We start from the raw sequence: 26,198 nt of genomic DNA, 5'->3' as shown, positions 1-26,198 counted from the left end.
GGACAGCCCGCAACGGGCTGTCCGTTCCGGCTCCGGCCGGTTCTTCCCCATGGGTGAACAGCGTATCTCCGCCGCTCCCCTGAATTTTTATTCCTTCCTCCGTCTCTGCTTATTCCCTCTCTTCTTCGGAGAAATCGCCTTAATCGCGACCAGCACCAGAATCCCTGCAATCGCCAGTTGAACGCCGATGCTGATATAAATCCAGTTCTGCGTTATGAAATTGGCGGAATGGGCGCCAAACCACTGGGTGATGTTGTTTACCGCCTGGTTGTTCCCCGCCTGCTTGTTGATGGCCGCATAAAAGGTGACAGCCGGATTTAAGAGAAGCAGATAGAGGAAACCGCCGGAATTCGCCTGCTGGGTTACACTTCCGATGGTGTTGGCATAACTGGCCATATTCATGCGGGCCATGGCCAGCACAAATGCATTGACCGCATAGGTGCCCGCCGCCACCACGATCAGGATTCCGTAGGAAACCACCGTGGCTAATGTGGAGCGTTTAAAGATGGCCGACATGCACACCCCAAGGCTGCCTGCCAGCAGGGCCACCGCCACATAGCAGAGGAACAGCATCAGAATATCCGACACCATTCCCCCGCCGTATACAAACACCAGCGCCAGCACCGGGCAGCTTGAGAATATCAAAAGGAACATGGTGCTGATGGACGCCCCCAGCTTTCCTATCACAATCTGGGCCGGGGTCATCTTCGTAGTCAGCATCAGATCCAGGGTCTGCCGTTCCCGCTCTCCGCTGATACTTCCGGACGTGATTGCCGGTACTATAAACATGAGCAGCACAAATTCAATGGCAGCCACAAACATATACATCTCCAGGAAGGAAGAATATTGGATCTCCGCCGTTATTTTAACCTGTTCGATAACTGAATACATGTTGAGAAGGGCGACTACGGACAAGATCCCGTTAAAAACCAGAATAATGAGCGCCAGGCGGAAACTTCTCGTGCTCACCTTCGTCTCCCTTCGGTATACCGGATTAATTTTCATGAGCCAGCACCACCTTTTCTTCCTCGTGATCCGTGATCTGCATAAACAGGGATTCCAGGCTGCCCTGTTCCCTGGCAAACCCGTGAATCAGCACATCCGCATCCACTAACTGCTGGAGAAGCAGGGCCTCGTCATGACGGTCCCCCGAAAATCCCACCATAATATCCTGTTCCTTTACCGAAATGGTCTTCACAGAAGGATGGCTTCTCAGCACGGCCAGGGCCTGCTGAAGGTTGCTGTAAACAGAGATGATAATCGGATTGCTGATATTGATTCTGCTGAGAATCTCTTTCATGCTCCCGTTTAAAACCATCTTTCCCTGTTCAATGATCCCGATATCCGTACAGATTTCTGATAATTCGGAGAGCACATGGGAACTGATTAAAATGGTCTTGCCCTGCTCTCTCAGTTCATTGAGAATCTCTTTAAATTCAAAGCGGGTTCTCGGATCCAGCCCCGATGTAGGCTCATCCATAATCAGGATGGACGGATCGTGGATCAGCGCCCTGGCCAGGCAGAGCCTCTGCTTCATTCCTCTGGAAAGGCCGTCCACGTAAAAATCCACCTTTTCATCCAGCCCCACCTGCTCCAACAGCGCCATATACCGTTTTCTGGCCTTCAATCCGAAAATGCCGTAGCAGGAAGAGAAAAACTCCATATATTCCATCACCGTCAGGTTGTCATAAACTCCGAAGAAATCCGGTATATATCCGATCTTTTCCTTCAATTGATCCTGTTTTTTCACCGCGTCAATCCCGTCGATCAAAACGGTTCCGCTGTCAGGGTACAGAAGCCCTGTCATAATCTTTATGGTTGTCGTCTTCCCCGCGCCGTTAGGGCCTACAAATCCATAGAGGGCTCCGTCTTTAATCTCCATGTCCAAACCGTCAAGGGCGGGGAATTTTTTATAACTCTTTTTCAGTTCTTTAATTTCAAGCATTATCGTTCCTCCCCTATCACATCAATCATAGGCAGTAAGATATTCCAGCTGTATTCGCCGGTATTGTCATACAGGTATTTCACCGTCAGGGTGTTGCTCGGCGACAGATAAGGAGACAGATCCGATACGCTGTACTCCGTCTTCTTAGGATCCAGAACATCAAAAATACCTGTATTATAATTATAAAAATACATATTGCCGGAAAACGGCGTCATATATCCGTACTTTTCGTTGCTCAGGAACACATCGGAGATCATGTTCAGCTTAATCCGCTCCACTTCGATGTCATTTCCCAGTGAATACTCCAGAACCACCGGGTCGATTCCATATAAAATGTTGCTCATGGGATCGTACTGCCCGCTCACGATCTTGGGCCGCTTCATCAGCGCCGACCGGGATACCATGCGGTCCCTGTAAGGATTAACGGAAAGAGACGATGTGACAACAGTCAGGCCGTCATGTTCATACTCCCCTTCCACCATCAGATTCAGGTTCTCTTCACTCTTAACAAAGCCCACCACACGCGCATCCGAAGTATAGGAGGTCATGAAATTATCCAGATAGAAGATGAGGGCATTGGTCTTTTCCAGGGCATCCAGGTAGTATTCATCCTCGATATCCGCCTTTTTATAACGGCTGCCTCCTGAAATGTTCTCAGCCACAATGTAATACTGCCCTACCGGATAACGGATCAGCTCAAGTCCGTCCAGCTTTTTCGTCTCTCCCGGCTGCATATCTCCCAGCATAACCATGGTTCCATACATGATCAGCGTGGCGTTCTCCACCGGATAATCAAAGGAGTTGGTGACCGATCCGCTGATTTTTCCATCGAACAGATTCACCCGGCCCTCGAAGCCGATGCGTTTTACATTTTCCTCGCTCTTCTCAAGCTGGAAGTATTTTGGCTCAAATGCCACCACGTTCTGGGCGGAAATCTTGGTCTTCTCCGGCCCATAGTTGATGGCGATATTATAGTCCTCCGATCCGGTAAACCTGGTGGGGGAAGACATCATCTCATAGTAGTAACTCCGCGTCACAGGACGGACGGAATAGGACGGGTTTAAGCTGAGGGAATAGGGTTTGTTAAAAGGCGTCCTGATATTGATATACGTGGATTCACTGATCATATCCTCAGACGCGTCAATAAACCTGGCATAATTATAAAACGTATCCTCAAACCTGGTCTTATTGCCCATCAGATAAATGATTCCGGTAAACAGCACGGACAGCACCACAACTCCAAGCCGGTAGTATTCCCTCAAATCCCTCTGTTTCAGGAAAATGTAAAGCCCCGGCCCCACCAACAGGATGTAGATGATGATCTCCATCACATAAAGAGGCACTTCCGGAAGTTTATCTACATTTCCCGTATTAATCATGCTCTTCACCGACCAATACTGGTTGGAATTCCCGCTGTACACAGCCTCCGCCAGACGGTTGATCCGCTCCTCACCCATAAGGTTTGTGAACAGTTTATCCACATAGGACGGATTCTCCCGGCAGAATTCCTCGATGTCCGCAAAATCATACGCGGCAACCGCTATGATCCCCTTTTCGCGGCTCACAGACGACAAAAGAGGCATCTGGTCATCCGAAAAGATCACATTGCCCCCATGAAGGGACACGTCCACGCAGGGAATCTCGATATTGGAATCCAGAGGGCCGCTGGTATCAAATTCCAGCCCCATATTGACTGACATCACAGCCGGAGCATCATAGGAATCGTCCAATAATTCCGGGGCAAACCGCCCCAGCGTATCATCCACCCGGTTTCCCGTTCCCAGAATCAGCACCCCGCCGTTCTTCACCCATTCCATCAGAATGGTGGTCTGACGCTCCGACAAGTCGCGGATCCGGTAGCCGCTGATTAAGATCACATCCACCAGATCCAGCCCGATCTCTTCTTCCGGAAATGTTTCCTTGGTCAGATTAAATGTTTTCGTCCTCAGCATGCTGTAGCTCACGCCTATCCCGTTAAGATAGCTCAATTTCTCCGGCTGATCCGACAGCACGCCGATAAACAGTTCGGAAACTTCCAGGCTGACATTCAGCTTCAGGCGCTTCTCCACCACTTTCTGCCCATTATCATCAACCAGGGAAACGAAGAGCTGGTCCGCCCGGTTGCCGAGAGGGATGTTGACATGTTCCTCGGCAGAGCCGCCTGCATCGATGGCCACAGGATATTCGTATCTGTAAATCTCATAATCCGATTCCATGGAAAGGATCTGGATTTTGCCCTGGAACGCCTGATCGGCGCTGTTTACAAGGTCAATCCAGACCGGCACATATCTTCCGCCCTTGGCCGTATTGTCATAGCCGTAATTGACTTCCATGGTTACGGCCTCTTCTCCCAATACATAAGCAGCCGCCTGGGACGGCTCCATCCCGGCAGCTGCTTTTTCCGATGCAGAAACCAAAAAGGTCCCGGCCACAGCGAGCATGGCTGCCAGGCAAAGGACCGCTGTCATCCTGTTCTTTTTCCGCTTATTCTTTTGATTGCTCATCTCTGTCTCCATTAAACTATTTCTCATCCGGCATGCCGAAATTTTCTTTGTTAATATCAAAATTCACCTTTAATTTTACCGTAAATACCGTACCTGAAAGGTCGCTGGATACTGTAATAAGGCCGCCGTGCATGTCCACAATGTTCTTCGCTATGGCAAGCCCCAGCCCTGTGCCTCCCGTATTGGTAGACCGGGACTGTTCCACTCTGTAAAACTTGTCAAAAATCAGCGGCAGCTCGTCTTTGGGGATCACATAGCCATAGTTGGTCACCGATACCGTCACAACCGTATTGGTGGCATGGACCTTGACCAGAATCCTTTTTCCTTCCGCGCCGTACTTGATGGCATTGTTGATCAGATTATCAAAAAGACGGGCGAGAAGGTTGCCGTCCGCGGTTATGATCTTAGCCGGAACATTGCTCTGCAGTTCATAGGCCAGGTTCTTTTCTGTAAAATTGGGGTAAAATTCTTCCAATAACTGGCTCAGAAGTTTTACAATATCCACCGGAGCCGCTTTCATGGAAATCTTTCCATAATTCAGCTTGGTAAAGCCGAACAGGTCTTCGATCAGTTTTTCCAGACGCTTCGCCTTGGTATATGTGATATTTATGTATTTCTTCTGCATCTCCGCAGGAATCGGCGTATTGCCGGACAGCAGTTCCAGATATCCTATAATGGATGTGAGCGGGGTCCTGAGGTCATGGGCCACATTGGTAATCAGTTCGTTCTTCGTCCGTTCCGATTCCCTCTCCTTATCCATCAGTTCCCTGATGTCTTCCACCATCTTATTCAAATTGGCGGCCATGGTGGAGAACTCGTCATCCCCCACAATCTCCACCACCGTGTTCAGATCGCCTTCTGAAATGTTCTGAATGGCGGCTGAAATCTTGGAAATATACTTCATGGAGCGCTCCTGAAGCAAGAGAAATGTGATGGAAAATACGCCGATGCCCAAAAGTACGTATAAAAGAATAATCCAGACATCGGAGGACTTAAAAAGAATGATAACGGAATTGGTCCGCCCTGAAGTCTCCATATAATCGGCCAGCATGGCCAGATTGGTCACTACAAAAATCTCCACAAGGCAGGCGACCACCGCACTGTATATAATGTTCATTATTACGCGGGTATGGAAACGCCGGCTCATATCATTATTTTTCAATTTTGTATCCTACCCCCCACACGGTGGTGATAATCTTGCTCTGTCTGCTGTCCTCTTTCATCTTTCCACGAAGACGGCGGATATGTACCATAACCGTATTATTGGCCTCATATACTTTCTCATTCCAGACCTTTTCGAATATCTCGTCAGTACTGAACACCTTGCCCGGATTGGACGCCAGCAGATACAGGATATCAAATTCAATGGGGGTCAGCTTAATCTCTTCGTCATCCACCAGGACTTTGTGGTTATCCTTGTTGATCACCAGACCTTTTATAATAATTTCATTCTTAGCATTCTCATGGGCCGCGCTGTTGGGATTGAGCTGGGTATAACGTCTCAGCTGGGATTTCACCCTGGCCGTCAGCTCCAGAGGATTAAACGGCTTCACCACGTAATCGTCCGCACCGGTTCCGAGCCCTAATATCTTATCTAAATCCGTAGAACGGGCGCTGAGCATGATAATCGGAATGTTGTTGGTCTCTCTTATCTTCTTGCACATCTCAAGTCCGTCCATTCCCGGCATCATAATGTCCAGGAGTACCAGGTGAATCTCCTCATGCGCTAATATAGACAGCCCCTGCTGGGCGTTCTCCGCTTTAAATACCTTATAACCATCACTAACCAGATAAATTTCAACTAATTCGGCAATCTCTTTCTCGTCATCCACTACCAGAATATTAATCTGTGACATAGCCTTTCCTCCTTTGTCAGCCTGCGGCGCAGACTGGTTGTAGCTTTCTCCACTATAGTGTACCACAAGAATATACGTTTTGCCTTACTTTTTTATTACAAAGAGCTAGGGAATTTCTGTCAAAATGGAGATTATATTGTAAATTTTTTTTGGGGGTGTTGGCGGGAGGGACGCTAAGAAACCGGGATCCGGCGGGGCGGCGGGCGTGTGTGGGCGAAGGGCTCCGGATTACAGAGAGGGGATATCTAAGCGGAAATGAGACAGAAAAAGCAGGACCGGCGCCAGTCGAGGTAATCTCCTCATGACATTACCTCTCCGGGCGCCTTGAATGTTGATTCGGTTTTCAACATTCACCTGCTTTTTCTGCCTCATTTCCGCTAAGATATCCCGATCTCTTCCATCAGTCGCCCTTCGCCCACACACGCCCGCCGCCCCGCCGGATCCCGGTTTCTTAGCTGGGTATCGCGGGTTTAAGAAAAAGAATTTACAGGGGGTGGAGGAGTAAAAAAGGCGGAAATTGAGGACTAAATAGGAAGGCCCGGGCATAGGATGGCGGGAGAAATTTGTGGTGCCATTCTATGACCGGGCCTGGTTTTTAATAGATTATGATTGGTTTTATTGGTGCTTTTATGCTGTTGATATGATCATGTCAGTTTTGGGGTGATTTTAGTAATGTCTCTTGTTGATTACTGTTTTCGTTATTGTTTTCGTTATTTTTTAGGTTTATGTTTATTATCGTTCGCCGATCTGATTTAGCTGCATTTCATGGTTAAATGTGGCTTTCGATTGGGTGGAAGATGCGTTTGTTTATGGGTTCGGCTTTTACTTTTTCGGCTTTGGCGGCCTGGATGGCTTCCTGGCAGAAGGTTTCCTGGGCGCAGATCAGTTCTTTGCCGCGTTTGTCCACTTTTTCGTAGGTGCCGTCGGGCTGGAGAATGTGGGCTTTTACGTTGTCTTTTAGTTGGACATCCAGGATGTGGTAGACCTCTTCTTTTAGTTTTTCGTCCATGATGGGGAAGGTGATCTCCACACGGCGGTCTAAGTTTCGGGGCATCCAGTCGGCGCTGCCCATGTAGATTTCTGGGGAGCCGTCGTTTTCAAAGTAGAAAATGCGGCTGTGTTCCAGGAAATTGCCTACGATGGAACGGACATGGATGTTCTCGCTGAGGCCGGGTATTCCCGCTTTCAGGCAGCAGATGCCGCGGATGATCATGTCGATCTGGACGCCGGCGCAGGAGGCCTCGTAAAGGGCGGCTATGATGTCCTTGTCACAGAGGGAATTGACTTTTACTATGATGCGGGCCGGTTTCTTGTTCCGGGCATTTTCCGCTTCCCTGCTGATCATGCGCATGAAACGTTTTCTGAGCCAGATGGGAGCCACGGACAGGCGGTTCCAGCTCAGGGGCTCGGAATAGCCGGACAGCATGTTGAATACTGCGGTCGCATCCTCGCCGATCTGCGGATGGCAGGTGAAAATGCCGCAGTCCGTGTACAGTTTGGCCGTAGAATCATTATAGTTCCCGGTGCCCAAATGGACGTAGCGGCGGATGCCGTCTTCCTCCCGCCTAACGATCAGGGTGATCTTGCTGTGGGTCTTTAAGCCCAGCAGGCCGTAGATCACGTGGCAGCCGGCTTTTTCCAGCTTCTTCGCCCAGATGATGTTGTTCTCTTCGTCAAAACGGGCCTTTAATTCCACCAGCACGGATACCTGCTTTCCATTGTCCGCAGCCTGGGCCAGGGCGGCTATGATGGGAGAATTGCCGCTGACGCGGTACAGGGTCTGCTTAATGGCCAGCACATCCGGGTCCTGGGCCGCTTTTTGAATGAATTCCACCACCGGGGCAAATGTCTCATAAGGGTGGTGGAGCAGGATATCGCCTTTACGGATATTGGTGAAAATATCATCGTCATTCATGAGCGCGGGCACAGGCTGGGGCGTATACCCAGGGGCCTTTAAATGATCAAACCCTTTCAGCCCGTAAAGCTTCATCAAAAAGGTGAGATCCAGAGGGCCGTTGATTTCAAAGATATCGGCGGGCGACAGAGACAGCTCTTTTCTGAGGATTTTCAACAGGCGTTTGTCCACCTTTTCTTCAACCTCCAGACGGATCGCCTCGCCCCACTGGCGTTTCTTCAACTGTTTTTCAATCTCCTGCAGAAGGTCTTCCGCCTCTTCTTCGTCAATGGTTAAATCCGCGTTTCTCATGATGCGGAACGGGTGGGCGGAAACGATGTCATAGTTGAGGAACAGGGACTTTATGTTGCGCTCGATGATTTCTTCCAGCAGGATCACCGTCTTTTCTTCCCCTGTCCTGATCTCCACAATTCTCGGAAGGACGCTGGGCACCTGCACCATGGCAAATTCCAGCTCCCCTTTTCCTCCCTTCTTCCGCACCAGGGCGGCAATGTTCAGGGACTTATTATAGACCAGCGGAAACGGGCGGGAAGAATCCACCGCCATGGGCGTTACCACCGGATATACATTTTCTTTAAAATACTGGTCGACCCATCCGCCCTGCACCTCGTCCAGTTCTTCATGGCTGGTGACCAGGTGAAGGCCGTTCTGTTTCAGAGCAGGCAGAAGGGAACGGTTATAGGTGGAATATTGTACCCCCACCAGTTCATGGGTTTTTACGCTGATCTTCTCCAACTGTTCCAGAGGGGTTAAACCCGCAATATCCGGTTTTTCATATTTGGCATGAACCATGTCCTTTAAAGACGCTACCCGCACCATAAAAAACTCATCCAGGTTGGAAGCGGTAATGCTCAGAAATTTCAGGCGCTCGAATAATGGCAGGCTTTTGTCTCTGGCTTCGCTCAATACCCGGTAGTTAAATTCCAGCCAGCTAAGTTCCCGATTTACATAATTTTCAGATTTTAAAAATCTAACATCCGTTTCAGCCATATTTTCCTCCATTCCGAAACCTATATTTTCCTTTTCTGTTTCAAAACCGGACGGATTCCCATGATTTCCTCGAAGAAATCCGATTTCTGCCGAAAAGCCGTGGCTTCCAGCGTAATGTCTTCACTGTTGTCCGTGCTGATCACCAACTGACCGGCTTTTATGGTCATCCGGCAGTCTGAAAGCTTCAAATTATGGCTCCGGTCCAGGGCATTGGCCAGACGGAGCATGGCCGTCAGCTTGCCGATCAGGATTGTTTCCCCTGATTTGATCTGGTTATATCCGAATTCTTCCACATTATACCGGACCACATTGGCAATAATGGCCCTTTCCGAATGGGACAGCCCGATAATTTCCGTAGCCATGATAATATAATAACCGCATTGGCTTGGATTCTTCATGCTGATAAATTTTCCGCAGTCATGGAGAATCGTCGCGATTCTCAAAAGAAGGCGCTCCCTCTGCCCCAGCCCGTGAAACCGCTTTGTGGTGTCAAAAATGTCCAGAACATACTTTTCAATGATCTGAACGTGGCTGGTGTGGCATTTGTAACGCTTTGACATGTTGCGGGAAGCCACCAGAATGTCTTCCTCAAAATTGTGTGACAGCCGGACCAGGCGTTTTTCGTCCGCGTATTCCGCAACAATGCCGTCGCACAGCCGGATTCCAGGAACCCAGAACATCTCCGCTCCCGTCAGCTCCAGAATCCGTTTATAGATGATGGCGCTTGGAAGCAGCAGCGCCGCGTATTCTTCATTTACTCCAAACCGCTCTTCCACCTGATCCATGGACAGGCTGATCAGCCGGTCATAAAACTGCTGGAACTGTTCCGCGCTGATCCGGTTGGCCGGTTTCCCGCCGTCGCTTCTCTTAGCCAGATACAAAACGCTCTCGCCGATGCCGATAATATTCTTGATATCCCGGTCTTTCAGATACATTTTCCGGAATGTGAACAGTTCATTGTCCACCAGTTCTTCAATCATCTTCTGATGGACGGCGGATTCCGCAGGAATTGAGCCAAACAGCTCCCGTATCCTCAATACCCCCAGCATCAGGTTCTGAGTGGAAACCAGGGCTTCTTTATCGAACAGGGAAATCTGCATGCTTCCAAACCCAACGTCCACGATGGCAGTTCCCTTCTGAATCGTTTTATCAAATTCGCTGGCCTTGGACGCAATGGCCTTATAGCTGATAAAGCGCTGTTCCGAATTGCTGATGATCTTCACTTCAATGCCGGTGCGCACGCGGATCTGATCCAGCACGATCTGGCTGTTTTTCGCTTCTCTCATGGCGCTGGTGGCATAGGCCCGGTATTCGGTAACCCCATAGGCTTTCATGACATTTACAAAATCCTCCAGCACTTTGCAGGTCTCATCCGCCAGCTCATAGCTGATTTTCCCCGTATTATAAGTATCCTTGCCAAGGGCAATTACATGGCGCAGGTGATCGACCTCCCGTATTCCGTTTTTCGTAGTGATCTCATAGATACCCAGTTCCAGTTCAAATGAACCCACATCGATTGCTGCAAACATATGCGCTGCCATAATAATTCCTCCATGCCGGAGCATATTTTTCGCAGGCACGCGCTGAGAATTTCAGTTTCCCAGCCGCGATTCAAATTTGTGGCTCCGACACAAATTTGTACTTCCCTGTATCTTAACAGGACAACAAATGATCTTTGATTAAATGTATGTAAACTCCACGTAAAGTCTTGCCGGATTCCGTCTCAAGCCTCCATCTTGCCCAACAAATGGGTGATGAACTGGCTGGCCGTTCTTCCCGAAAGCCCTCCGTGGCTCAGTTCCCAGCGGTTGGCTTCCAGAAGGAGTTCTTCTTCCGGCATCACCACATTGTGTTTCTCCGCCAGGGTTTTTACGATATTCTGGAACTGCTTCTTGTCCGGCGCTCCGAAATAGATGCTGACGCCGAACCTGGCGGCCAGGGACAGCTTCTCCTGAACCGTATCATTTTCGTGAAGTTCATCCTGGGCTTCCCGCTTGTCGCTGAATTTTTCGCGGATCAGATGACGGCGGTTTGATGTGGCATAGATCAGCACATTCTTGGGTTTCCTGCCCAGACCGCCTTCGATGATCGCCTTTAAATATTTATACTCGGATTCACAGTCCTCAAAGGAAAGGTCGTCCATATAGATAATGAACTTATAGTTCCGGTCCTTCACCTGTTCCAAAACATCGGAAAGCATGCGGAACTGGTGCTTGTACACTTCGATAATACGCAGCCCCTGGTCATAATATTCATTTAAAATGGCTTTGATACAGGAGGATTTACCGGTTCCGGCATCGCCGTAAAGAAGGGCGTTATTGGCCGCTTTCCCCTTGATAAATGCCTCCGTATTCTCAATCAGCTTCTGCTTCTGAAGCTGGTATCCGATAATATCCTTCAGATATACATGTTCCACATTGATGATAGGATCAATGTTCACATCCCTGTCCGATTCTTCCAGGCGGAAGGCCTTGTTCAGGCCGAACTTGCCAACGCCGAATTCTTTATAAAAACCAGTCACCACCTGTTTAAACACCGTCTCGTCTTCGGCCTCTTCCAGGGAAACGGCCAGCTTTACGATCCGGTCGCGGATTCTCTTATTATATACTTTGCTGTTTCCGTTGGACGGCTGGTAAGCTGCCATGGAATTCCAAATACCCTGGCCGTCCCGATCCAGTTTTCTGATATCTAAATCAAAGAGCTGCTTCAATATCCTGAAATCCTGCATTACCAGATCATTTAAACTTCCCTGAACCTCTCCTACGATCTCACAGGCCGTGGAGTATGCATTTTCGTGGTTTGCCATACAGAATGCCAGAAAGCAGTGCCATAAATTTCCTTCGAATCCATATGTAGATGCCAGTTCGATCAGCTTGTTTGCACATACATAGGAATCATTCTGCGCCTCTTCCCCGGCCAGCAGAGCGGCCATATCGTCAAAAACCTGCTGATATTTAAAATTGCGGTAAATAACCATTTGTTTCGTTTTCATCATTTCTGCCCTTTTTCTTCCTCTAATGCCGGAGCAGTTTTTTGCGCAAATTTTGCGTTGCGTAGTCGCGCTCTGAGAATTTCAGATTCTCAGCTGCGTTTCAAATTTGTGGCTCCGGCACAAATTTGGGTGCGAAAAATAAGCCATCAGGATTATTTTTCACACTAGAGTGTGTTTGAAAATAGCCTCGTCCCATTAATAATTTCCTAAAATCCTGAAATAACTGGCTTCCTCCGAAATCCCTTTCAGCGAATTCTGTATGGAGGCGTCGCTCAGTTTCCCTTCGATATCCACAAAGAAACGGTATTCCCAGTTTCTGCCGAGAATCGGCCGGGATTCAATCATCACCATGTTTACGCCGTTATAAATGAAATTCCCCAGCATATTATAAAGGGTTCCGCTGTGATGGGGCAGTTCAAAGCAAATGCTGACTTTGCTCGCGTTTTCCCGGAATACCGGCTTTTTGCAGAGAACCACAAACCTTGTGGTGTTGTCCTTGTTGTGGTTAATGCATTCCTTCAGCACATCCAGCCCATAGAGACGTCCTGCCGTAACTCCGGCCACAGCCGCCTGGGTCTTGTCCCCGTCGTCCGTCACCTTTTTAGCGGCCACCGCGTTATTGGGCATGCTGATCTGCCGCCACTGCCGGTTGCCGTTCAGGTACTCGGAACACTGCATCAGGCTCTGAGGATGGGAATAGACGGTTTTAATGTCCTCTATGCTGGCTCCCGGAACCCCTAACAGGGCGTGGTTGATGGGAAGCTGTATTTCCGCCACAATGGTATTGTCATATTTTATCATCAGGTCATAAGTATCGATCACCGCGCCTGCGGAGGAATTTTCGATGGGGATCACCGCATAATCGGCTTCTCCGTCCTGCACCGCCTTCATGGCGTCCTCAAACATGGGCACATGGTATGCGTTAACATCGTCTCCAAAGTAAGAAAGCACCGCCGCGTGGCTGTATGCGCCTTCCAACCCCTGGTAAACCACACGGATTCCTTCTGCCGGAAGCCGGTCCACCTGGGTAAATCCCATCTCCATGGTCTTTCCATGCTGTTCTAAAAGCTGGTACTGCAGCCTCCTGCTGATGGTCATGATCTGGGAAAACAGCTCATCCACCGCCTTCTTATTGAATTCTCCGTGTGCCATGCCGGTCACTGCGGCTATCTTCTGCTGCTCTCTTTCCTTATCAAATACGGCCTTGCCCGTCCCGATCTTAAACTCCGCCACATCCGCGCAAAGCTGCATCCTCGTTTCAAACAGCTCTACAATCTGTGCATCGATCACGTCCAACCGGCCTCTTATCTCCTGTAAATCCAACTCTTTCATGCGCTCAGTTCCTTTTCTATCATTTCTTCAATTATGCTTCTGGTATAGGCTCCCGCCCTTTTTCTCTGTTCCGGCTCCAATTCCTTAATTATGATCGGGGTTCCAAACTGAATTGTAACATTGGAAGGACGGATAAATGGAAGATGGCTTTCAAATATCTCAGCCGTTCCCGTCAGGGCCACCGGAATCACGGGACATCCTGACTTTTCGGCTATTTTAAGGCTTCCTTCCTTAAATTCCATCATATCCCTCACGTCTTTGCTGCGGTTTCTGGTCCCTTCCGGGAAAATCCAGATTGAAATTCCGCTTTTCACTTTTTCGATTCCGGTCAAAATAGTCTTTAAACCTTCTTTCATATTCTTCCGGTCCAGAAACAGGCAGTTTACATTATTCATCCAATTGGACAAAAGCGGGTAGCGGAGCATCTCTTTTTTTGCCACGAAACCGGTCAGACCCGGCACCGTCACATATCCCGTCAGGATGTCAAAATAGCTCCTATGGTTTCCCACATACAAAACCGCCTGATCCTTTGGTATATTATCCAATCCTTTTACAGTAATCCGCACTCCTGCAAGCACGAGGATAAACCGGAATACTCTCTGTACAATCCTTAGACTCTGTTCGTCCCTTTTTTTAGGGCTGATCTTCCCAACTGCGGCCTCGATCAATAGAAGCGGTATGCTGAGAACCAAAAACACAATTACGGTGAGCGCCACCAATATGAACCTTATCATTTTCTTCTCTTCCTTCTGTATTTTTTACGCATTTAATCACTTTGATTATATGCTGATATCCCTCTTTCGTCAACGCTTCTAATTCCCTTTCTTCTTAGTAATCTGTTCAAATAACAGCCCCGTCCCAAACCACAGCGGAGCGAAGTCCAGGCGGATCAGTCCGTGGATATTGGTATGGCGCCCCGTATAATCCCATGGACACACGCCTTTCGCCCTGAGATATGTCCCCGAAATGTATTCCGCCACAAAAATGAGGACCATATACATCATCCCGTGGCGCACCATCCGGTCTGTCGTATTCAGCCCTCCCGGCTGAAAATCGGGAATCCATCTATCCAGCAGATTTCCCACCGGCCCAAGAAATGCTCCCATTCCATAAATGGGGAACATGAGAAGGGATGTCTTCCCCATCAGCCTCCAGTCTCCGGCCATAATTGATTCCACCGAAGTGAAAATAACTTCCAGGCACCACCCTGCGATGCCGCACTTAAAAAAATTAATTGGCAGTCTCTCTATTTGTTTTATCTTTTCCATGCTACTTATTATGTCCCTGAGAGACTGGGATTTATGCGCTTGTGAGGGGATTTTTTGAATTTGTATTTTTTCTGAAAGTTACGCAGGAAAGCGGGGCGCGGGGGCGGTAAACCGGATGGGCGATGGGACGGCAGGCCGGGCTGGATGTGGGCCAACGGGACAGGAGGCCGGCTTCCAACCGTAAGTAGAACTAAGTGCACAGAGAGGGAAAAAGACGGTGCGATGCCCATTCACGGTAAACTCCTCATGACTTTACCGTTCAGGGGCATCTCAGAAACTGATTCGGTTTTCAGTTTCTGCCCGTCTTTTTCCCTCTCTGTACACTAAGTTCTACTAAACGGTTTCCAGATGGCCTCCTGCCCCGTTGGCCCACGCCCAGCCCGGCCTGCCGCCCCATCGCCATCCGGTTTACCACCCCCGCGCCCCGCTTTCCTGCTGGTTTTCTCCAGATTAGAGTATAAATTCAATTTCTGCGGTTCTTTATTGGACTGATATGAAGCGTCTTGCAAGTTCTAAGTGATTATTAAAATCTACTGCACTGAAGTCTGTTGTATCGACTTTTACAAGTTCTCCGCCCACATTAAAATTATCAAGATTATGGCACCACTTGTTAAATTCATCATAAGACGGCACGTATCCCATCGTGTTAACCTGCCCGCGCTCAGGAGTTTTTTCCCGGTCAATGAACCGTTTATATAACACCTGGGGATCGCCGGTAAATTGGAATGTCAGGGATGAATAACCGTATTTATCAATTAATCGCTTAATACACATAGATTCATCCACCTTCTTAATGCCGCCAGGCATAAAATTGCCCTCGAGAATGATTGGATATCCCGCTTCCAACATTCTCTCCGTTACATACATCATAGCATCAAACGTAACCGTAGAAAACCGGCTGCTTTCCTTCCGGTCCGCAACGGTTATATTCTCACATAAAGCAATTTTAAAAGTATCTTTTATCAAATAAGGCACATTAATACTCTTAGACAATTTCAACGCAAATGTAGACTTTCCCGAAGCAAGATACCCCTGTATAATAATAATTTTTTTCATACTTACCCTCCATACCGCAGCTTCTACGGTTCCAACAATATCTCATATTTTTGCTGTCTTTATTATACTTCATTTCACCCTATATTTACTTTTTTATAATACCTTGCCCTGCATTTCCCCCTCTAAATCAACTTTCTCCCCATTCCATCAATGCTTTTTATCCATAGTGCAGCCAGTCCCCAGCCGTGGAACCACGGAAGGCGGTGCGGGCGCAGTTGGGGCGGGGGCGGCAGGAGCGGGTTGGGCGCTGGACCTTAGGGACACTGGGAGTCCAGGAACCGGCCTGGGGCAGCCGGGCTCTGGCGGCGGCGGACGGGAACCCTGGGGAGCGGCGCATGGTTCGCGATTCCAGCGATTTGTTCCGGCCGTCGGCAGCTCTTGGTCTGAAAGGGAGGAAAATGGAGGGGAAATCGCTGACCTTCAAAGTCAGCGATTTAGGGAGCCTGAATCGAAAATTTCTTCAGAAATTCTCGATGAATGCTCCCGGTACCCTTCATTTTCCTCCCTTTCAGACCTAGAGCTGCCCCGGCCGGAACCATGAGCTGGAACCGCGAACCATGCGCCGGTCCCCAGGGTTCCCGTCCGCCGCTGCCGGAGCCCAGCTGCCCCAGGCCGGTTCCTGGGCTCCCAGCGTCCCTAAGGCCCAGCGCCCAACCCGCTCCTGCCGCCCCCGCCCCAACTGCGCCCGCACCGCCTTCCGTGGTTCCACGGCGGCCCTCCGGCCACCCCCATAAAAAGCTCCCCCTACAACAACGGAGAAAGCAGCCTGCTGCACTGCTCCTTCATCCGGATCCATAGCCCCCTCTGCTCATAAACTTCCTTTGTTACCTCTTTGCAATGCATCAGATCATCGATAAAGATCTGCTCCAGCCTCTCTGTCGTCTCTTCGTCATAGATCGTGGCATTTACTTCAAAATTCAGTTCAAAGCTGCGTATATCCATATTGGCGGTTCCGTAACAGCTTACCCGGCTGTCCACCATCACGCCTTTTGCGTGGAGGAATCCGTTTTCATAGGTGTAGCACCTTGCGCCTGCCGCCAGCAGATCGCCTACATAGGAATAGGTCGCCCAGTATACAAACGGATGATCCGGTTTGCACGGGATCATCAGGCGGACGTCCACGCCGGATTCCGCGGCGATTCTGAGGGCCGACAATATGGCGTCGTCGGGCACAAAATACGGGGTTTGGATATAGATATGCTTTTGGGCCTTGTGGAACAACTGGAGATAATTGTTCCTGATCTGGCGGTTGGCGGCATCCGGGCCGCTGGCTATGATCTGGACGCCGATGGGGCTCTTCCCCTCTTTTGGACGTTCCGGATAGATCATGCCGAAGCCGTCGCGGTAGCTGTCAAAATAGGCCGCGTTTTTAAACAGGTTTTCCTTTGTGGCGTAATTCCAGTCCAATGCAAAACGGATCTGCAGGCTGAGGACGGAACCGCCGTATATTTTCAGATGGGTGTCTCTCCAATAGCCGAATTTAGGGTCTTTTGATATATATTCCTTTCCCACGTTGAAGCCGCCTACATACCCCACCCTTCCATCGATAACAACGATCTTTCTGTGGTTTCTGTAATTCACCCTCAGGTGGAGCCTTCCTAAGAAAGCAGGGAAAAATTCCCCCACCTTAATTCCTTCCTTCTTCAGTTCCTCCCATATTCGTTTAGGCATAAAACGGCCGCCCATTCCATCATACAGGATTCTGACTTCCACGCCTTCCCTCACTTTATCCACCAGGATCGGGATCATGGAATTGAATACCTCGTCATTTTTAATAATATAATACTGGATGTGGATATAATGGCGGGCCTTTTTCATCTCTTCCCTCAAATCCGCAAATTTTTCCACACCGTCGGTCAGTATTTCAACAGAATTATCTACAGTCAGCACAGCCCCTGATGTCTCCAGGTTATAGAGCACCAAGTCTTCATAATCCCTGCTGAGAGGATCGGAAAGAGACATCGCATAGCTTCGGATCACCTCTTCCTGTGTTTTCACCGAATACCGGAGGCGGTCTTCCACCTCTTTTACTTTAAACATCTTGCTCTTATGAAAATCCTGGCACAAAAGCAGATAGAACACAATTCCAAAAATCGGAATAAAATACAGAGCCAAAAGCCAGGTCCAAACAGCCTTTGGATCACGTCTCTGGAAAAATACGATGATAACGGAAAGAAACAGGTTGATATAAAGCAGATGTTCCATCATCCATGTCCACACGGTTCCTATCCCATTTATCACGTCGCCCATATCAAACACCTCCCTGCATGCTGTAATTTACCCGTTCCAGTTCCTCCGTGCTGATGATTCCCGCTTCAACCAATTTGCGGGCCTCATCTTCCAGTGTTTCCATATGAAGCACATTCCTTGCATATGATTTTAATTCTACCAAGGATTTTCTGCTTGTGATCAGGCTGCGGAAGCCTTCGTCGATTTCCAGGATCTCAAAGACCGCCGTCCTTCCCTTATAACCGGTGTTATCGCAGAAACTGCATCCATTTCCTCTGTAACTCACTTTTCCCGATTCAGGATCTTTGTAAGCCGTCTTGCAGTTTGGACAGATTTTACGGACCAGACGCTGTGCCACAACTCCGGTGAGAGCGGCTGACAGCATATAAGACGGAAGCCCCATATCTTCTAATCGGATCACAGAAGCCACCGCATTATTGGTATGAAGAGTAGAAAACACAAGATGACCGGTAAGCGCTGCCCTTGCCGAAACTTCAGCAGTCTCCCGATCCCTGGTTTCTCCTACCATTATAATATCCGGATCCTGTCTTAAAAGTGCACGAAGGGATGAGCTGAATGTGATTCCGGCTTTTTCATTGATCTGCATCTGATTGAGTTTGGGTATATTTTTCTCAATCGGGTCTTCTATTGTTGAAATGTTGACCGGACGTGCAGCCAGATACTGTAAAATCGAATACAAGGTCGTAGTTTTTCCGCTTCCTGTTGGGCCTGTAACATAGATGATGCCGTTTGGATATTTTAACAGCCTCAGCATCTTCTTGTAATTCTTCTCATCCATGCCAAATGTATCGTTGTGGTCAATCATCACATTGCTGGACAGAAAACGGAGCACGCCCTTTTCTCCATAAACCGTGGGTACAAAAGATACCCTTACATTGACATCATAATTATTCAGCGTGATTTTAAAATGACCGTCCTGAGGACGGCGTTTCTCTGCAATATCCATCTGTGCCAGGATCTTGGTTCTGGCAACCAGCCCTTTATGAATCACAGGCGACAGCGTCATATAAGGAAGAAGCATGCCGTCTCTCCTCATTCTGACCACGGTTCCCGTTTCAAATGGTTCCAGATGAATATCGCTGACATTGGTATTATAAGCCCGAATCAAAAGATTATTGAGGAGACGCACAATAGGCGCCTGTTCATCCGCATTTCCCATATCGGGCGGCAGAAATACATTATCAGGCGGAGCGGCATTCCAGACCGCGTGGTCAACAGCTAATTTCAGGTCTATTTCTGAATAATACAACTCAACCGCATGGTCAATATCTTCTTTATCCGCCTGTACCAGTCTCAGTTCCATATTGGTTACCAGCCTTATATCTTCTATCGCATATAAATTCATGGGATCGTGAACCGCCACAGTGAGCAGGCTTCCGTCTGAAGCGATGGCAATTACGCTGTATTTCTGAGCTATCTGTTTCGGAATCTTCGCTACAGCCAGCTCGTCTACATGATAAGCAGACAAATTTACGTGTTCTATTCTATATTTCATCATAGCTGCACCTCTCGAAAGCTGATATAAACAGCCTGGTCACTTGAATTCACGTATGCTTCCCTATCCTCATTTTCCATATAGCGGATGTTCTCTCCGCTTATCCCCATGTTTATCAATTTTACCACAATATCGGAAGAATATAAAGACTTCCCGCTGCTGTCTTCCAAGCTTACGGTGAGCATAAACACCTGGCCGGACATACCGCCATTGTCCTTTGGCAGTCCGCAGACCAGCCTCTTGCCGTGATAAAAACTGCTTTCGAAAAGTTCTTCCCCATCCAGAAGGATACGGCCCTCTTCAGAAAACTCGAACACGCGGCAGCCTTCCACAGGTTCCGTTCCAACCGCTATGAACTCTGCATACGCAACCCGCTCCGTGATCATATTGCAGACCATATCTGTAATCATCTGGTTCTCCGACCGGTCCGCATAGTTCAAAAAGCTTCCCGACACAGTGAAAAAGACAGTAGAAGCCGCACCCATCAGCATGAGCGCCATCATAAGGCCGGCCAGCAGTTCCACTGTGGTCATTCCTTTATTGCCTTCCATTCTGCAGTTCATCATTACCTCTCATTCCCGTCTGCTGCGTCATCATCCAAAAGCGCAGCCCCTTCTTCTGTCCGCGTCCCCTCCTGTCCGCCTGACAGAATCCGTATCCCGCCGTAACGTTTTATGGTCACAGAAATCCTGTATTCCACACCGTCCGAGCGTTCAAAGATTAATTCTCCATTTTCTGTCTCATCCGGGATTTCCCCTGTTTCCGCAGACAGGATTGATCCGTTTGTCTCCAGTTTCAGCTTCCCCGCTCTTTCCATCATAGCGGATGACACGGAAAATCCCTGAGCGGTGATCAGAAGCAGAATGCTGAGAACCACGGCTGCCGCCATAACCTCCACCAGGGAGCTGCCGTCAGTATTCTTCCAGAATTTCATCATTTTTCGTCTCTCCATTTATGTAACCTGCCAGCTCCCATCCGCCTTCATCTGCAAAGGCATCATCTGCTCCGGAACCCATTTTATAACGCAGAACAGCAGCGGCTGTTCCTTTTTGATCCATTACATCTGCGGTGATCCAGATATAAATGCGATTGGTGTCTTCCTCGTATTCCGTCCTGAGAATACATGTGCCCATCTCTTTTGGAAGGCCGGAAATTTCAATATCACCGTAATCCGGAAACCCTTCCATCATGAGTTCAGCAGTGGTTTCTCCATTGTTAACCCATTCCTCCGCCACCGCCTGAGCCACGCTCCGCGCCGTATAAAATGCCTGCTTCCTGTATTTCTCTTTTGTTATTCTGCTGTAATACCCGTAAGATAACGACATTACAGAAGTGATAAAAATCATGATAACCATCAACAGGATCATAAAATATCCCAATACATACCCGTCCTCGCCTTTTCCAGTCATTCCAACCTCGAATCCTCTGCCATCATGTAACATGTGAATTCGATATCAAACAGAACTTCCAAGCCTGTATCGTCCATGTTAAATGATGTGATAATCATATCTTTTCTGGTCTCCATTTCACTGAGCAGATCATAGAAACCCGATGCGTTTCCAGCCGCTTTGACACGAATGATGCTCTTGTAAAAGATCGGTTCCCGTGACTTTTCACCGCCGGATACCGGCACTGCTTCTTGAATTCTGACTTCTGTCAAATGAATCCCGTTCTTTTCCAGGAAGTATGAAACCTTCCGTTCCAGCTCATAACTGCTGAGCACCGGATCAAAGATGTCTCTCTGTTCCTTGCAGTAGCGCTTATAAAAGTCCAGCGCTTCTTTCGTTTTCCCGGATTCCTCCAGCAGCCTTTTGGAGGAATTATACTCGGTCCGGACCATATGGTTTTCTGAATTCGCCTGATACAAAGCAGCGTCTGACGGAATCGATGTGAAATAATATCCCATTCCAGCCAGCAGCACAATCATTGCCAGAAAAATGAGATGCCTTTCCCTCGCCGTCAGTTTCTTCATAGGCCGCTCCTCTCCGCTGTCTTTTTGATAATGCATTCCATATAGAAGCAGTACAATTCCTTCTTTTCCATTTTATGGTAACCTGCGCGTTCAAAGATTCCCAATTCTTCCAGACGCTCGGCAAATCCGGCACCTTCCTCAAGATCATCCGTTAATGCGGTAAATGTAACCAGACCGTCGCTATAGGCAAAATTATCAAACAGGATTCTGCCTTCTCCTGCTCTTTCAATCGATTTCATGATGTCACCGCTGATCTTTGGATATTCCTCCATCTCTGCAGACTCCGTTTTTATGGCTTCCGCCATCGCTTTCCAACGGGACGCCTCCCGGCTTTCTTCTACTGCCTCATCGATCTTCGCTTCCATAACCGGTTCATTCAGATAGGCCTCAATTCTGGCAGTTTCTCTCCGTATTTTCTCCACTTCGGCCATTTTCATAAAATAACTTCCGGCAAAACATGCAGTTATGAGCAAGGGTATGGCATAAACTGCCGCCATTTTGATAAATGCTCTCTTCTCTTTTGCATTTCTGCGCTTGGAGGCTGAAACCAGGTTCAGACATTTTTCACGTTCACGGCTTATCAGATTGCCGGCGGCAAATATATAGCTGCTCACATCCATTTCAACGCCTTCGGCATTCAGTTTAAGGTTGGAAGGCTCCATATCCAGCTCAGTTTTCACCATCGGATACAAGGTGTTTTCTTCCATACCGTACAGTCCGCAGAAATGAATCCGTTCAATCCTGACGCCTTTATTCTGGTTTTCTCCAAACCGCCTTACCGCGCCCATGTGGCGCATGATCTCATGGCACAGTTCCGGCGTTTCCCGTTCCGATACCAGTCTCAGCCTGCTGGTATAAACATATTTGCCTTTGACATAGAGGGTGGAGATCATATTTCTCCCGTCAAGCACTGCCAGGATATAAGTTTTGCCCTTTAAAAGCGGAAGGTTTTCCGCGAAGATAACCACGGAATTTAAAGCTGTATCGATTGTTCTCACTTTCAGGCCGAAACGAAGAAAGCCTCTGCAGTAACCGGCAATCAGGTTCCGCTGGATGGCGGCGCAGAGAATGCTTTCCCGGTTCACTCTGCCGTAATCGCAGACCATGTCCTCGTCACCATTTACCAGATAGGTTTTCAATTCCTTTCTGGCTACTTCCAGCAGAGCGCGTTCCGACATATCGGGCACTTTCATCATTCTGGTAATGATCTTGCTGGTGCCTAAAACCAGATGGACGCGGCCCGCATAACGGTGGTATGTCAAGGCAATCTCCTTCAGCACCTCGTTAAAAACAGCCTGATCGGTCACCACGCCATTGATCAAAGTACCTTTTGGCAGTTCATATGTATGACACGATTTTACCCAAAGGCCGGTTCCATGTCTGCCCAACACAACTTTAATGTTATCTTCTCCCAGATAAATAACCAATTTCATTTGTATTTTCCTATAGGGCCTCCTATCCCATCATTTCATAATATTGATAAATCGGAAGCATGACCGACAGCATCACATATCCGGTCAATACCGCAATTAATATGATCATTACCGGTTCGATTAAAACCGTCATGTTTTTAGACGCAGCCTCCGCTTCATAATCAAAACTGTCGGCCACGTGAACCAGCATGTCCTCAAGTTCTCCCGATTCCTCTCCTATGAAAATTCCGGTGATCAGCTTTTCATCCAGCCCGTCGATTCCTGACAAGGCGGAAGCCAGGGACACACCGTTGCACAGATCATCTAAAACCGGTTTGAACTGTTTCTCCAGATACCGGTTGTTCAGCACATGAAATGCTGAGTTAACTGCTGATATCAGCGGCACTCCGCTTCCATACAGAGAATTCAGGGTTCTGGCAAATCTGGCCGTATAGATCACTTTCAGCAGTTTTCCCATAATCGGAACCGAAAGAGCCGCCTTATCCCGCCACAGATGTACCTTTTCGTTATGCCACAGGTATATGACCACAGAACTCACGGCCAATAAGATCAACATGCAGATATTTCCATACTCCAGCAGGGATTTACTGAACCACATTAAGAAACGGGTGGACAGCGGAAGATCTTCCATGGCGTCAAACAGAACAAAGAACCTGGGTAAGATTAAAGTGAATATCATAATGATGGAAATATTAAGCATGATCAAAAGAAAAACAGGATATATCATCGCGCCTTTCACCGCTTTGCGAAGGCGTTCTTCCCGCTCATAGTAATCCGCCATCCGCGCTGCGCTTTCGCCCAGATGGCCGCTCTCTTCACCGGCCCGCATCATGCTGACCACCAGAGGCGGAAATACTCCTTCCTGTTTTTCCAACGCATCGGACAATGGTAAGCCGCGGGAAAGCAGACCATAAAGATTTTCATAAACTGCCGCGATTCCTGCATTGTGTTCCCTTTGTTTCAATATGTTAACCGCCTGTAAAATGCGGATTCCGCTTTTCAGCATGACAGAAAGCTGTCTGGAGAAATCGGCAAGCTGGCCGTAAGACAGTGGGCTTTTCCTCACACGTCTCTTTTCCGCTCTGGCTGATATAAGGAAAAGGCCTTCCGTCCGGAGTTTCAGATAAAGATCATCTTCATCCTCCGCCTCCGCCGTACCTTTCGCGTTTTGGCCGTCTATGTCCTTTGCTTTGTAATGATAATACGGCATATTACCAGCCTCCCCTCAACATCCCAATATACCAGTCAATGATCCCATTTCCAAACACACGCGCAGTCCAGATCCCCACGGCTAAAAATGGGCCAAAAGGGATTTTCTTCCCTCTGTTTTTCCTGTCTTTAATCAGAAGCGCAACTGCGTAAATACCGCCCGCAAACACGGCAAGAAACATGGCTGACAGCATTCCTTTTATTCCCAGCAGAAAACCGGAAGCCATACACAGTTTCACGTCGCCAAACCCGAAACAGTTTTTGACCACGCAATTGAGGGCGGTCATAGGCACGCTGATTATAAGACTGCCAGCAACGCGGTCTGCCAGGGAAGGAGTTTCCTCTGTCAACCAGGCCCAGACAGCAGTCAATGCAACCGCCAGTACAAGAGAATTGGGGATAATCAGCCTTTTCCAGTCTATTACAGCGGTCAAAATCAATATTACTGTCAGAAATAATAACTTCATGGCCGGTTATCCCCCGATTCTGCTTTTAACAAAAGCCGCCGCTGACGCGGCGACCTTATACAAACGCTATTCTTCATAAGTTACACCATCGGAATCGATGGTTATCTTCTTCCCGCCATCCGGCGTATATTCAATGCTCAGAACCTTTTTGGTATCCGGATCAATCACTATATCTCCAATTTCTTTTTCGGTTATATAGTTGTCCGAAATCAATTCCACAATCCGCTTCTTCAGTTCATCCGGTTCTCCTTCTTTATAAGAGTTCTCGGTGACTACCGTCTGTGCGGCAACCAAAACGGCTCTTGCCTGAACGGTATAGGATTTCTTTTGCGCATCCTTAATGAATCCGGACATCGATGGAACTGCAACAGCGGCTAAAACTGCTATGATTACCAGTACCGCCAGCATTTCAACTAACGTGAAACCATCCTCATCCCGTTTTACTCTATTCATAATTCCCATGATTTACCTTCATACAGCCTGTCGTAAGGCCGCTTTTATCTATTTTCCAAAAAACTTGTCTTCTTTTTCCACTTTCACTTCGTTGTTAAACATAATCGTCACCACGTATCCGTCCACATTGTATTCAATGCCGTCAAGCTTATCGTAAAGATACATGATATTGATAATTCTGCCGTTTTCCGTGCAATTTCCTTCCAGAAGTTTGCTCAGAGCATTTCTCTTATCCCCAATATCATACCGTCCGATTTCTTCATAAACCTTGGCATCAGATATGAAGCCGTCTTCTGCTTCCATCTCCGTCAAATATTTTTGCAGAGCGGTACAAACAAGCCTGGCTTCCGCGATATAGCTGTCCATCTGAGCTCTCTTTATAAAACCCGACATGGACGGAACTGCCACCGCCGCCAAAACCGCTATGATAACGAGAACAGCGATCATCTCAACCAGCGTAAAACCATCTTCACTTTTCATGTGCTTCTTCATTGGTAACGGCATCTCCTATACAAACTGATTCAGTGATGCATCATATTCATAATCGATGGCCTTTAAGCGGTTTCTGATCTCATCCTCCTGCAAATTCAAACTTTTGCACATGTCCTGAATGTCCTCGTAAAAGTCCCGCAACTGGGTATTCAGATAGCTGAGCAAAATGACCGGATCATTCGGAATTTCCGCCATAAAAACCCCCTTCTTTCTGCATTCCGTCTAATAACGGGTTTAATTTTAACATATAAATTTAGGTAAGACAATAATAACCAAATATGGATAATCATTTACAATAAATCGTTGTTAGATAATTTGTTATTCCACGAAAGCCATGGTATAATGTTGTTGAAAAATATTGTATGAGAACCACTTACGGAGGCTCGTGTGAAAAATAATCCCGATGGCTTATTTTCACACCCAGATTTGTGATGGAGCCACAAATTTGTTTCGCAGCTGAGAATCTGATATTCTCAGCGCGGGCCTGCGTAACGCAAGGGTTGCGTAACGCAATTTTTGCGTAGGCAATTTTTGCGTAGGCAATTTTTGCGTTAAAACGCTCCGGCATA

At 48.1% G+C, this 26,198-nt stretch carries 24 protein-coding genes and 1 pseudogene; 1 reads left to right on the top strand and 24 read right to left on the bottom strand.

Features of this window, described 5'->3' with window-relative positions; all coding sequences use genetic code 11:
• Positions 1-87: 87 nt before the first annotated feature.
• The 12 genes and pseudogenes from GPL15_RS14710 to GPL15_RS14655 all read right to left on the bottom strand — a co-directional run bounded on the left by GPL15_RS14710 (position 88) and on the right by GPL15_RS14655 (position 15,858).
• Positions 88-1,005, bottom strand: coding sequence for an ABC transporter permease subunit (locus tag GPL15_RS14710; RefSeq protein ID WP_215699434.1), 918 nt, complete (start codon positions 1,003-1,005; stop codon positions 88-90).
• A complete protein-coding gene (locus GPL15_RS14705) occupies positions 995-1,945 on the bottom strand; it encodes an ABC transporter ATP-binding protein (protein WP_215699433.1) in 951 nt (316 codons plus the stop codon). Before GPL15_RS14705 ends, GPL15_RS14710 begins: the two co-directional genes overlap by 11 nt.
• Positions 1,945-4,449 (bottom strand): hypothetical protein, encoded by a 2,505-nt coding sequence (locus GPL15_RS14700; protein ID WP_252198428.1) that lies wholly within the window; start codon positions 4,447-4,449, stop codon positions 1,945-1,947. The genes GPL15_RS14705 and GPL15_RS14700 overlap by 1 nt, the downstream gene beginning before the upstream one ends.
• Before the next feature lie 16 nt (positions 4,450-4,465).
• Entirely contained in the window at positions 4,466-5,611 is a 1,146-nt protein-coding gene (locus GPL15_RS14695; RefSeq protein WP_346344983.1) for a HAMP domain-containing sensor histidine kinase, read from the bottom strand.
• Positions 5,601-6,305 carry a response regulator transcription factor gene (locus GPL15_RS14690; protein WP_103228008.1) on the bottom strand — a complete coding sequence of 235 codons (705 nt, stop codon included), beginning with the start codon at positions 6,303-6,305 and terminating at the stop codon, positions 5,601-5,603. Before GPL15_RS14690 ends, GPL15_RS14695 begins: the two co-directional genes overlap by 11 nt.
• A 769-nt stretch (positions 6,306-7,074) precedes the next feature.
• Entirely contained in the window at positions 7,075-9,210 is a 2,136-nt protein-coding gene (locus GPL15_RS14685) for an RNA degradosome polyphosphate kinase (RefSeq protein ID WP_215699432.1), read from the bottom strand.
• Between the two features lie 20 nt (positions 9,211-9,230).
• Positions 9,231-10,751, bottom strand: a complete 1,521-nt coding sequence (locus tag GPL15_RS14680) for an exopolyphosphatase (protein ID WP_215699431.1) — start codon at positions 10,749-10,751, stop codon at positions 9,231-9,233.
• A gap of 182 nt (positions 10,752-10,933) precedes the next feature.
• Positions 10,934-12,202: an ATP-binding protein gene (locus GPL15_RS14675; RefSeq protein ID WP_215699437.1), complete on the bottom strand. Its 1,269-nt coding sequence runs from the start codon at positions 12,200-12,202 to the stop codon at positions 10,934-10,936.
• Between the two features lie 195 nt (positions 12,203-12,397).
• Entirely contained in the window at positions 12,398-13,525 is a 1,128-nt protein-coding gene (gene pheA / locus GPL15_RS14670) for a prephenate dehydratase (RefSeq protein ID WP_346344982.1), read from the bottom strand.
• Positions 13,461-14,268, bottom strand: a pseudogene (locus GPL15_RS14665) (lysophospholipid acyltransferase family protein). Before GPL15_RS14665 ends, pheA begins: the two are co-directional and overlap by 65 nt.
• 78 nt (positions 14,269-14,346) lie before the next feature.
• Complete coding sequence (locus tag GPL15_RS14660; protein ID WP_215699428.1) at positions 14,347-14,802, bottom strand: putative ABC transporter permease; 456 nt, start codon at positions 14,800-14,802, stop codon at positions 14,347-14,349.
• Positions 14,803-15,282: 480 nt separating this feature from the next.
• A complete protein-coding gene (locus tag GPL15_RS14655) occupies positions 15,283-15,858 on the bottom strand; it encodes a hypothetical protein (protein WP_215699427.1) in 576 nt (191 codons plus the stop codon).
• Positions 15,859-16,043: 185 nt separating this feature from the next.
• Between GPL15_RS14655 and GPL15_RS14650 the strand changes: the two genes are divergently transcribed.
• Positions 16,044-16,376: a hypothetical protein gene (locus GPL15_RS14650; protein ID WP_215699426.1), complete on the top strand. Its 333-nt coding sequence runs from the start codon at positions 16,044-16,046 to the stop codon at positions 16,374-16,376.
• A 226-nt stretch (positions 16,377-16,602) separates the two neighbouring features.
• Here the strand turns inward: GPL15_RS14650 and cls are convergent, their stop codons facing one another.
• The 12 genes from cls to GPL15_RS14590 all read right to left on the bottom strand — a co-directional run bounded on the left by cls (position 16,603) and on the right by GPL15_RS14590 (position 25,824).
• Positions 16,603-18,108: a cardiolipin synthase gene (gene cls, locus GPL15_RS14645; protein ID WP_215699425.1), complete on the bottom strand. Its 1,506-nt coding sequence runs from the start codon at positions 18,106-18,108 to the stop codon at positions 16,603-16,605.
• 1 nt (position 18,109) lies between these two features.
• The gene (locus GPL15_RS14640) at positions 18,110-19,606 is read right to left on the bottom strand and encodes a GspE/PulE family protein (RefSeq protein ID WP_215699424.1); all 1,497 of its coding nucleotides are present in this window, start codon (positions 19,604-19,606) and stop codon (positions 18,110-18,112) included.
• Positions 19,603-20,169 (bottom strand): hypothetical protein, encoded by a 567-nt coding sequence (locus GPL15_RS14635; RefSeq protein WP_215699423.1) that lies wholly within the window; start codon positions 20,167-20,169, stop codon positions 19,603-19,605. Before GPL15_RS14635 ends, GPL15_RS14640 begins: the two co-directional genes overlap by 4 nt.
• Complete coding sequence (locus tag GPL15_RS14630; protein WP_215699422.1) at positions 20,169-20,540, bottom strand: prepilin-type N-terminal cleavage/methylation domain-containing protein; 372 nt, start codon at positions 20,538-20,540, stop codon at positions 20,169-20,171. The genes GPL15_RS14635 and GPL15_RS14630 overlap by 1 nt, the downstream gene beginning before the upstream one ends.
• Positions 20,515-21,012 carry a hypothetical protein gene (locus tag GPL15_RS14625; protein ID WP_215699421.1) on the bottom strand — a complete coding sequence of 166 codons (498 nt, stop codon included), beginning with the start codon at positions 21,010-21,012 and terminating at the stop codon, positions 20,515-20,517. Before GPL15_RS14625 ends, GPL15_RS14630 begins: the two co-directional genes overlap by 26 nt.
• The gene (locus GPL15_RS14620; RefSeq protein ID WP_215699420.1) at positions 21,009-21,575 is read right to left on the bottom strand and encodes a hypothetical protein; all 567 of its coding nucleotides are present in this window, start codon (positions 21,573-21,575) and stop codon (positions 21,009-21,011) included. Before GPL15_RS14620 ends, GPL15_RS14625 begins: the two co-directional genes overlap by 4 nt.
• Complete coding sequence (locus tag GPL15_RS14615; RefSeq protein ID WP_215699419.1) at positions 21,572-23,008, bottom strand: hypothetical protein; 1,437 nt, start codon at positions 23,006-23,008, stop codon at positions 21,572-21,574. Before GPL15_RS14615 ends, GPL15_RS14620 begins: the two co-directional genes overlap by 4 nt.
• A gap of 22 nt (positions 23,009-23,030) precedes the next feature.
• Positions 23,031-24,218, bottom strand: a complete 1,188-nt coding sequence (locus GPL15_RS14610) for a type II secretion system F family protein (protein WP_215699418.1) — start codon at positions 24,216-24,218, stop codon at positions 23,031-23,033.
• Position 24,219: 1 nt separating this feature from the next.
• Positions 24,220-24,684, bottom strand: a complete 465-nt coding sequence (locus tag GPL15_RS14605; protein ID WP_215699417.1) for an A24 family peptidase — start codon at positions 24,682-24,684, stop codon at positions 24,220-24,222.
• Positions 24,685-24,750: 66 nt separating this feature from the next.
• Positions 24,751-25,146: a prepilin-type N-terminal cleavage/methylation domain-containing protein gene (locus GPL15_RS14600; protein ID WP_215699416.1), complete on the bottom strand. Its 396-nt coding sequence runs from the start codon at positions 25,144-25,146 to the stop codon at positions 24,751-24,753.
• Positions 25,147-25,185: 39 nt separating this feature from the next.
• Entirely contained in the window at positions 25,186-25,629 is a 444-nt protein-coding gene (locus tag GPL15_RS14595; RefSeq protein WP_215699415.1) for a type II secretion system protein, read from the bottom strand.
• A gap of 15 nt (positions 25,630-25,644) precedes the next feature.
• Positions 25,645-25,824 carry a DUF4250 domain-containing protein gene (locus GPL15_RS14590; RefSeq protein ID WP_215699414.1) on the bottom strand — a complete coding sequence of 60 codons (180 nt, stop codon included), beginning with the start codon at positions 25,822-25,824 and terminating at the stop codon, positions 25,645-25,647.
• Positions 25,825-26,198 lie beyond the last annotated feature (374 nt).

The organism is Clostridium sp. MCC353 (assembly GCF_018785315.1).
In the GTDB taxonomy this organism is placed as follows: domain Bacteria; phylum Bacillota; class Clostridia; order Lachnospirales; family Lachnospiraceae; genus CHH4-2.
This window is presented reverse-complemented; position numbering and strand designations above follow the sequence as displayed.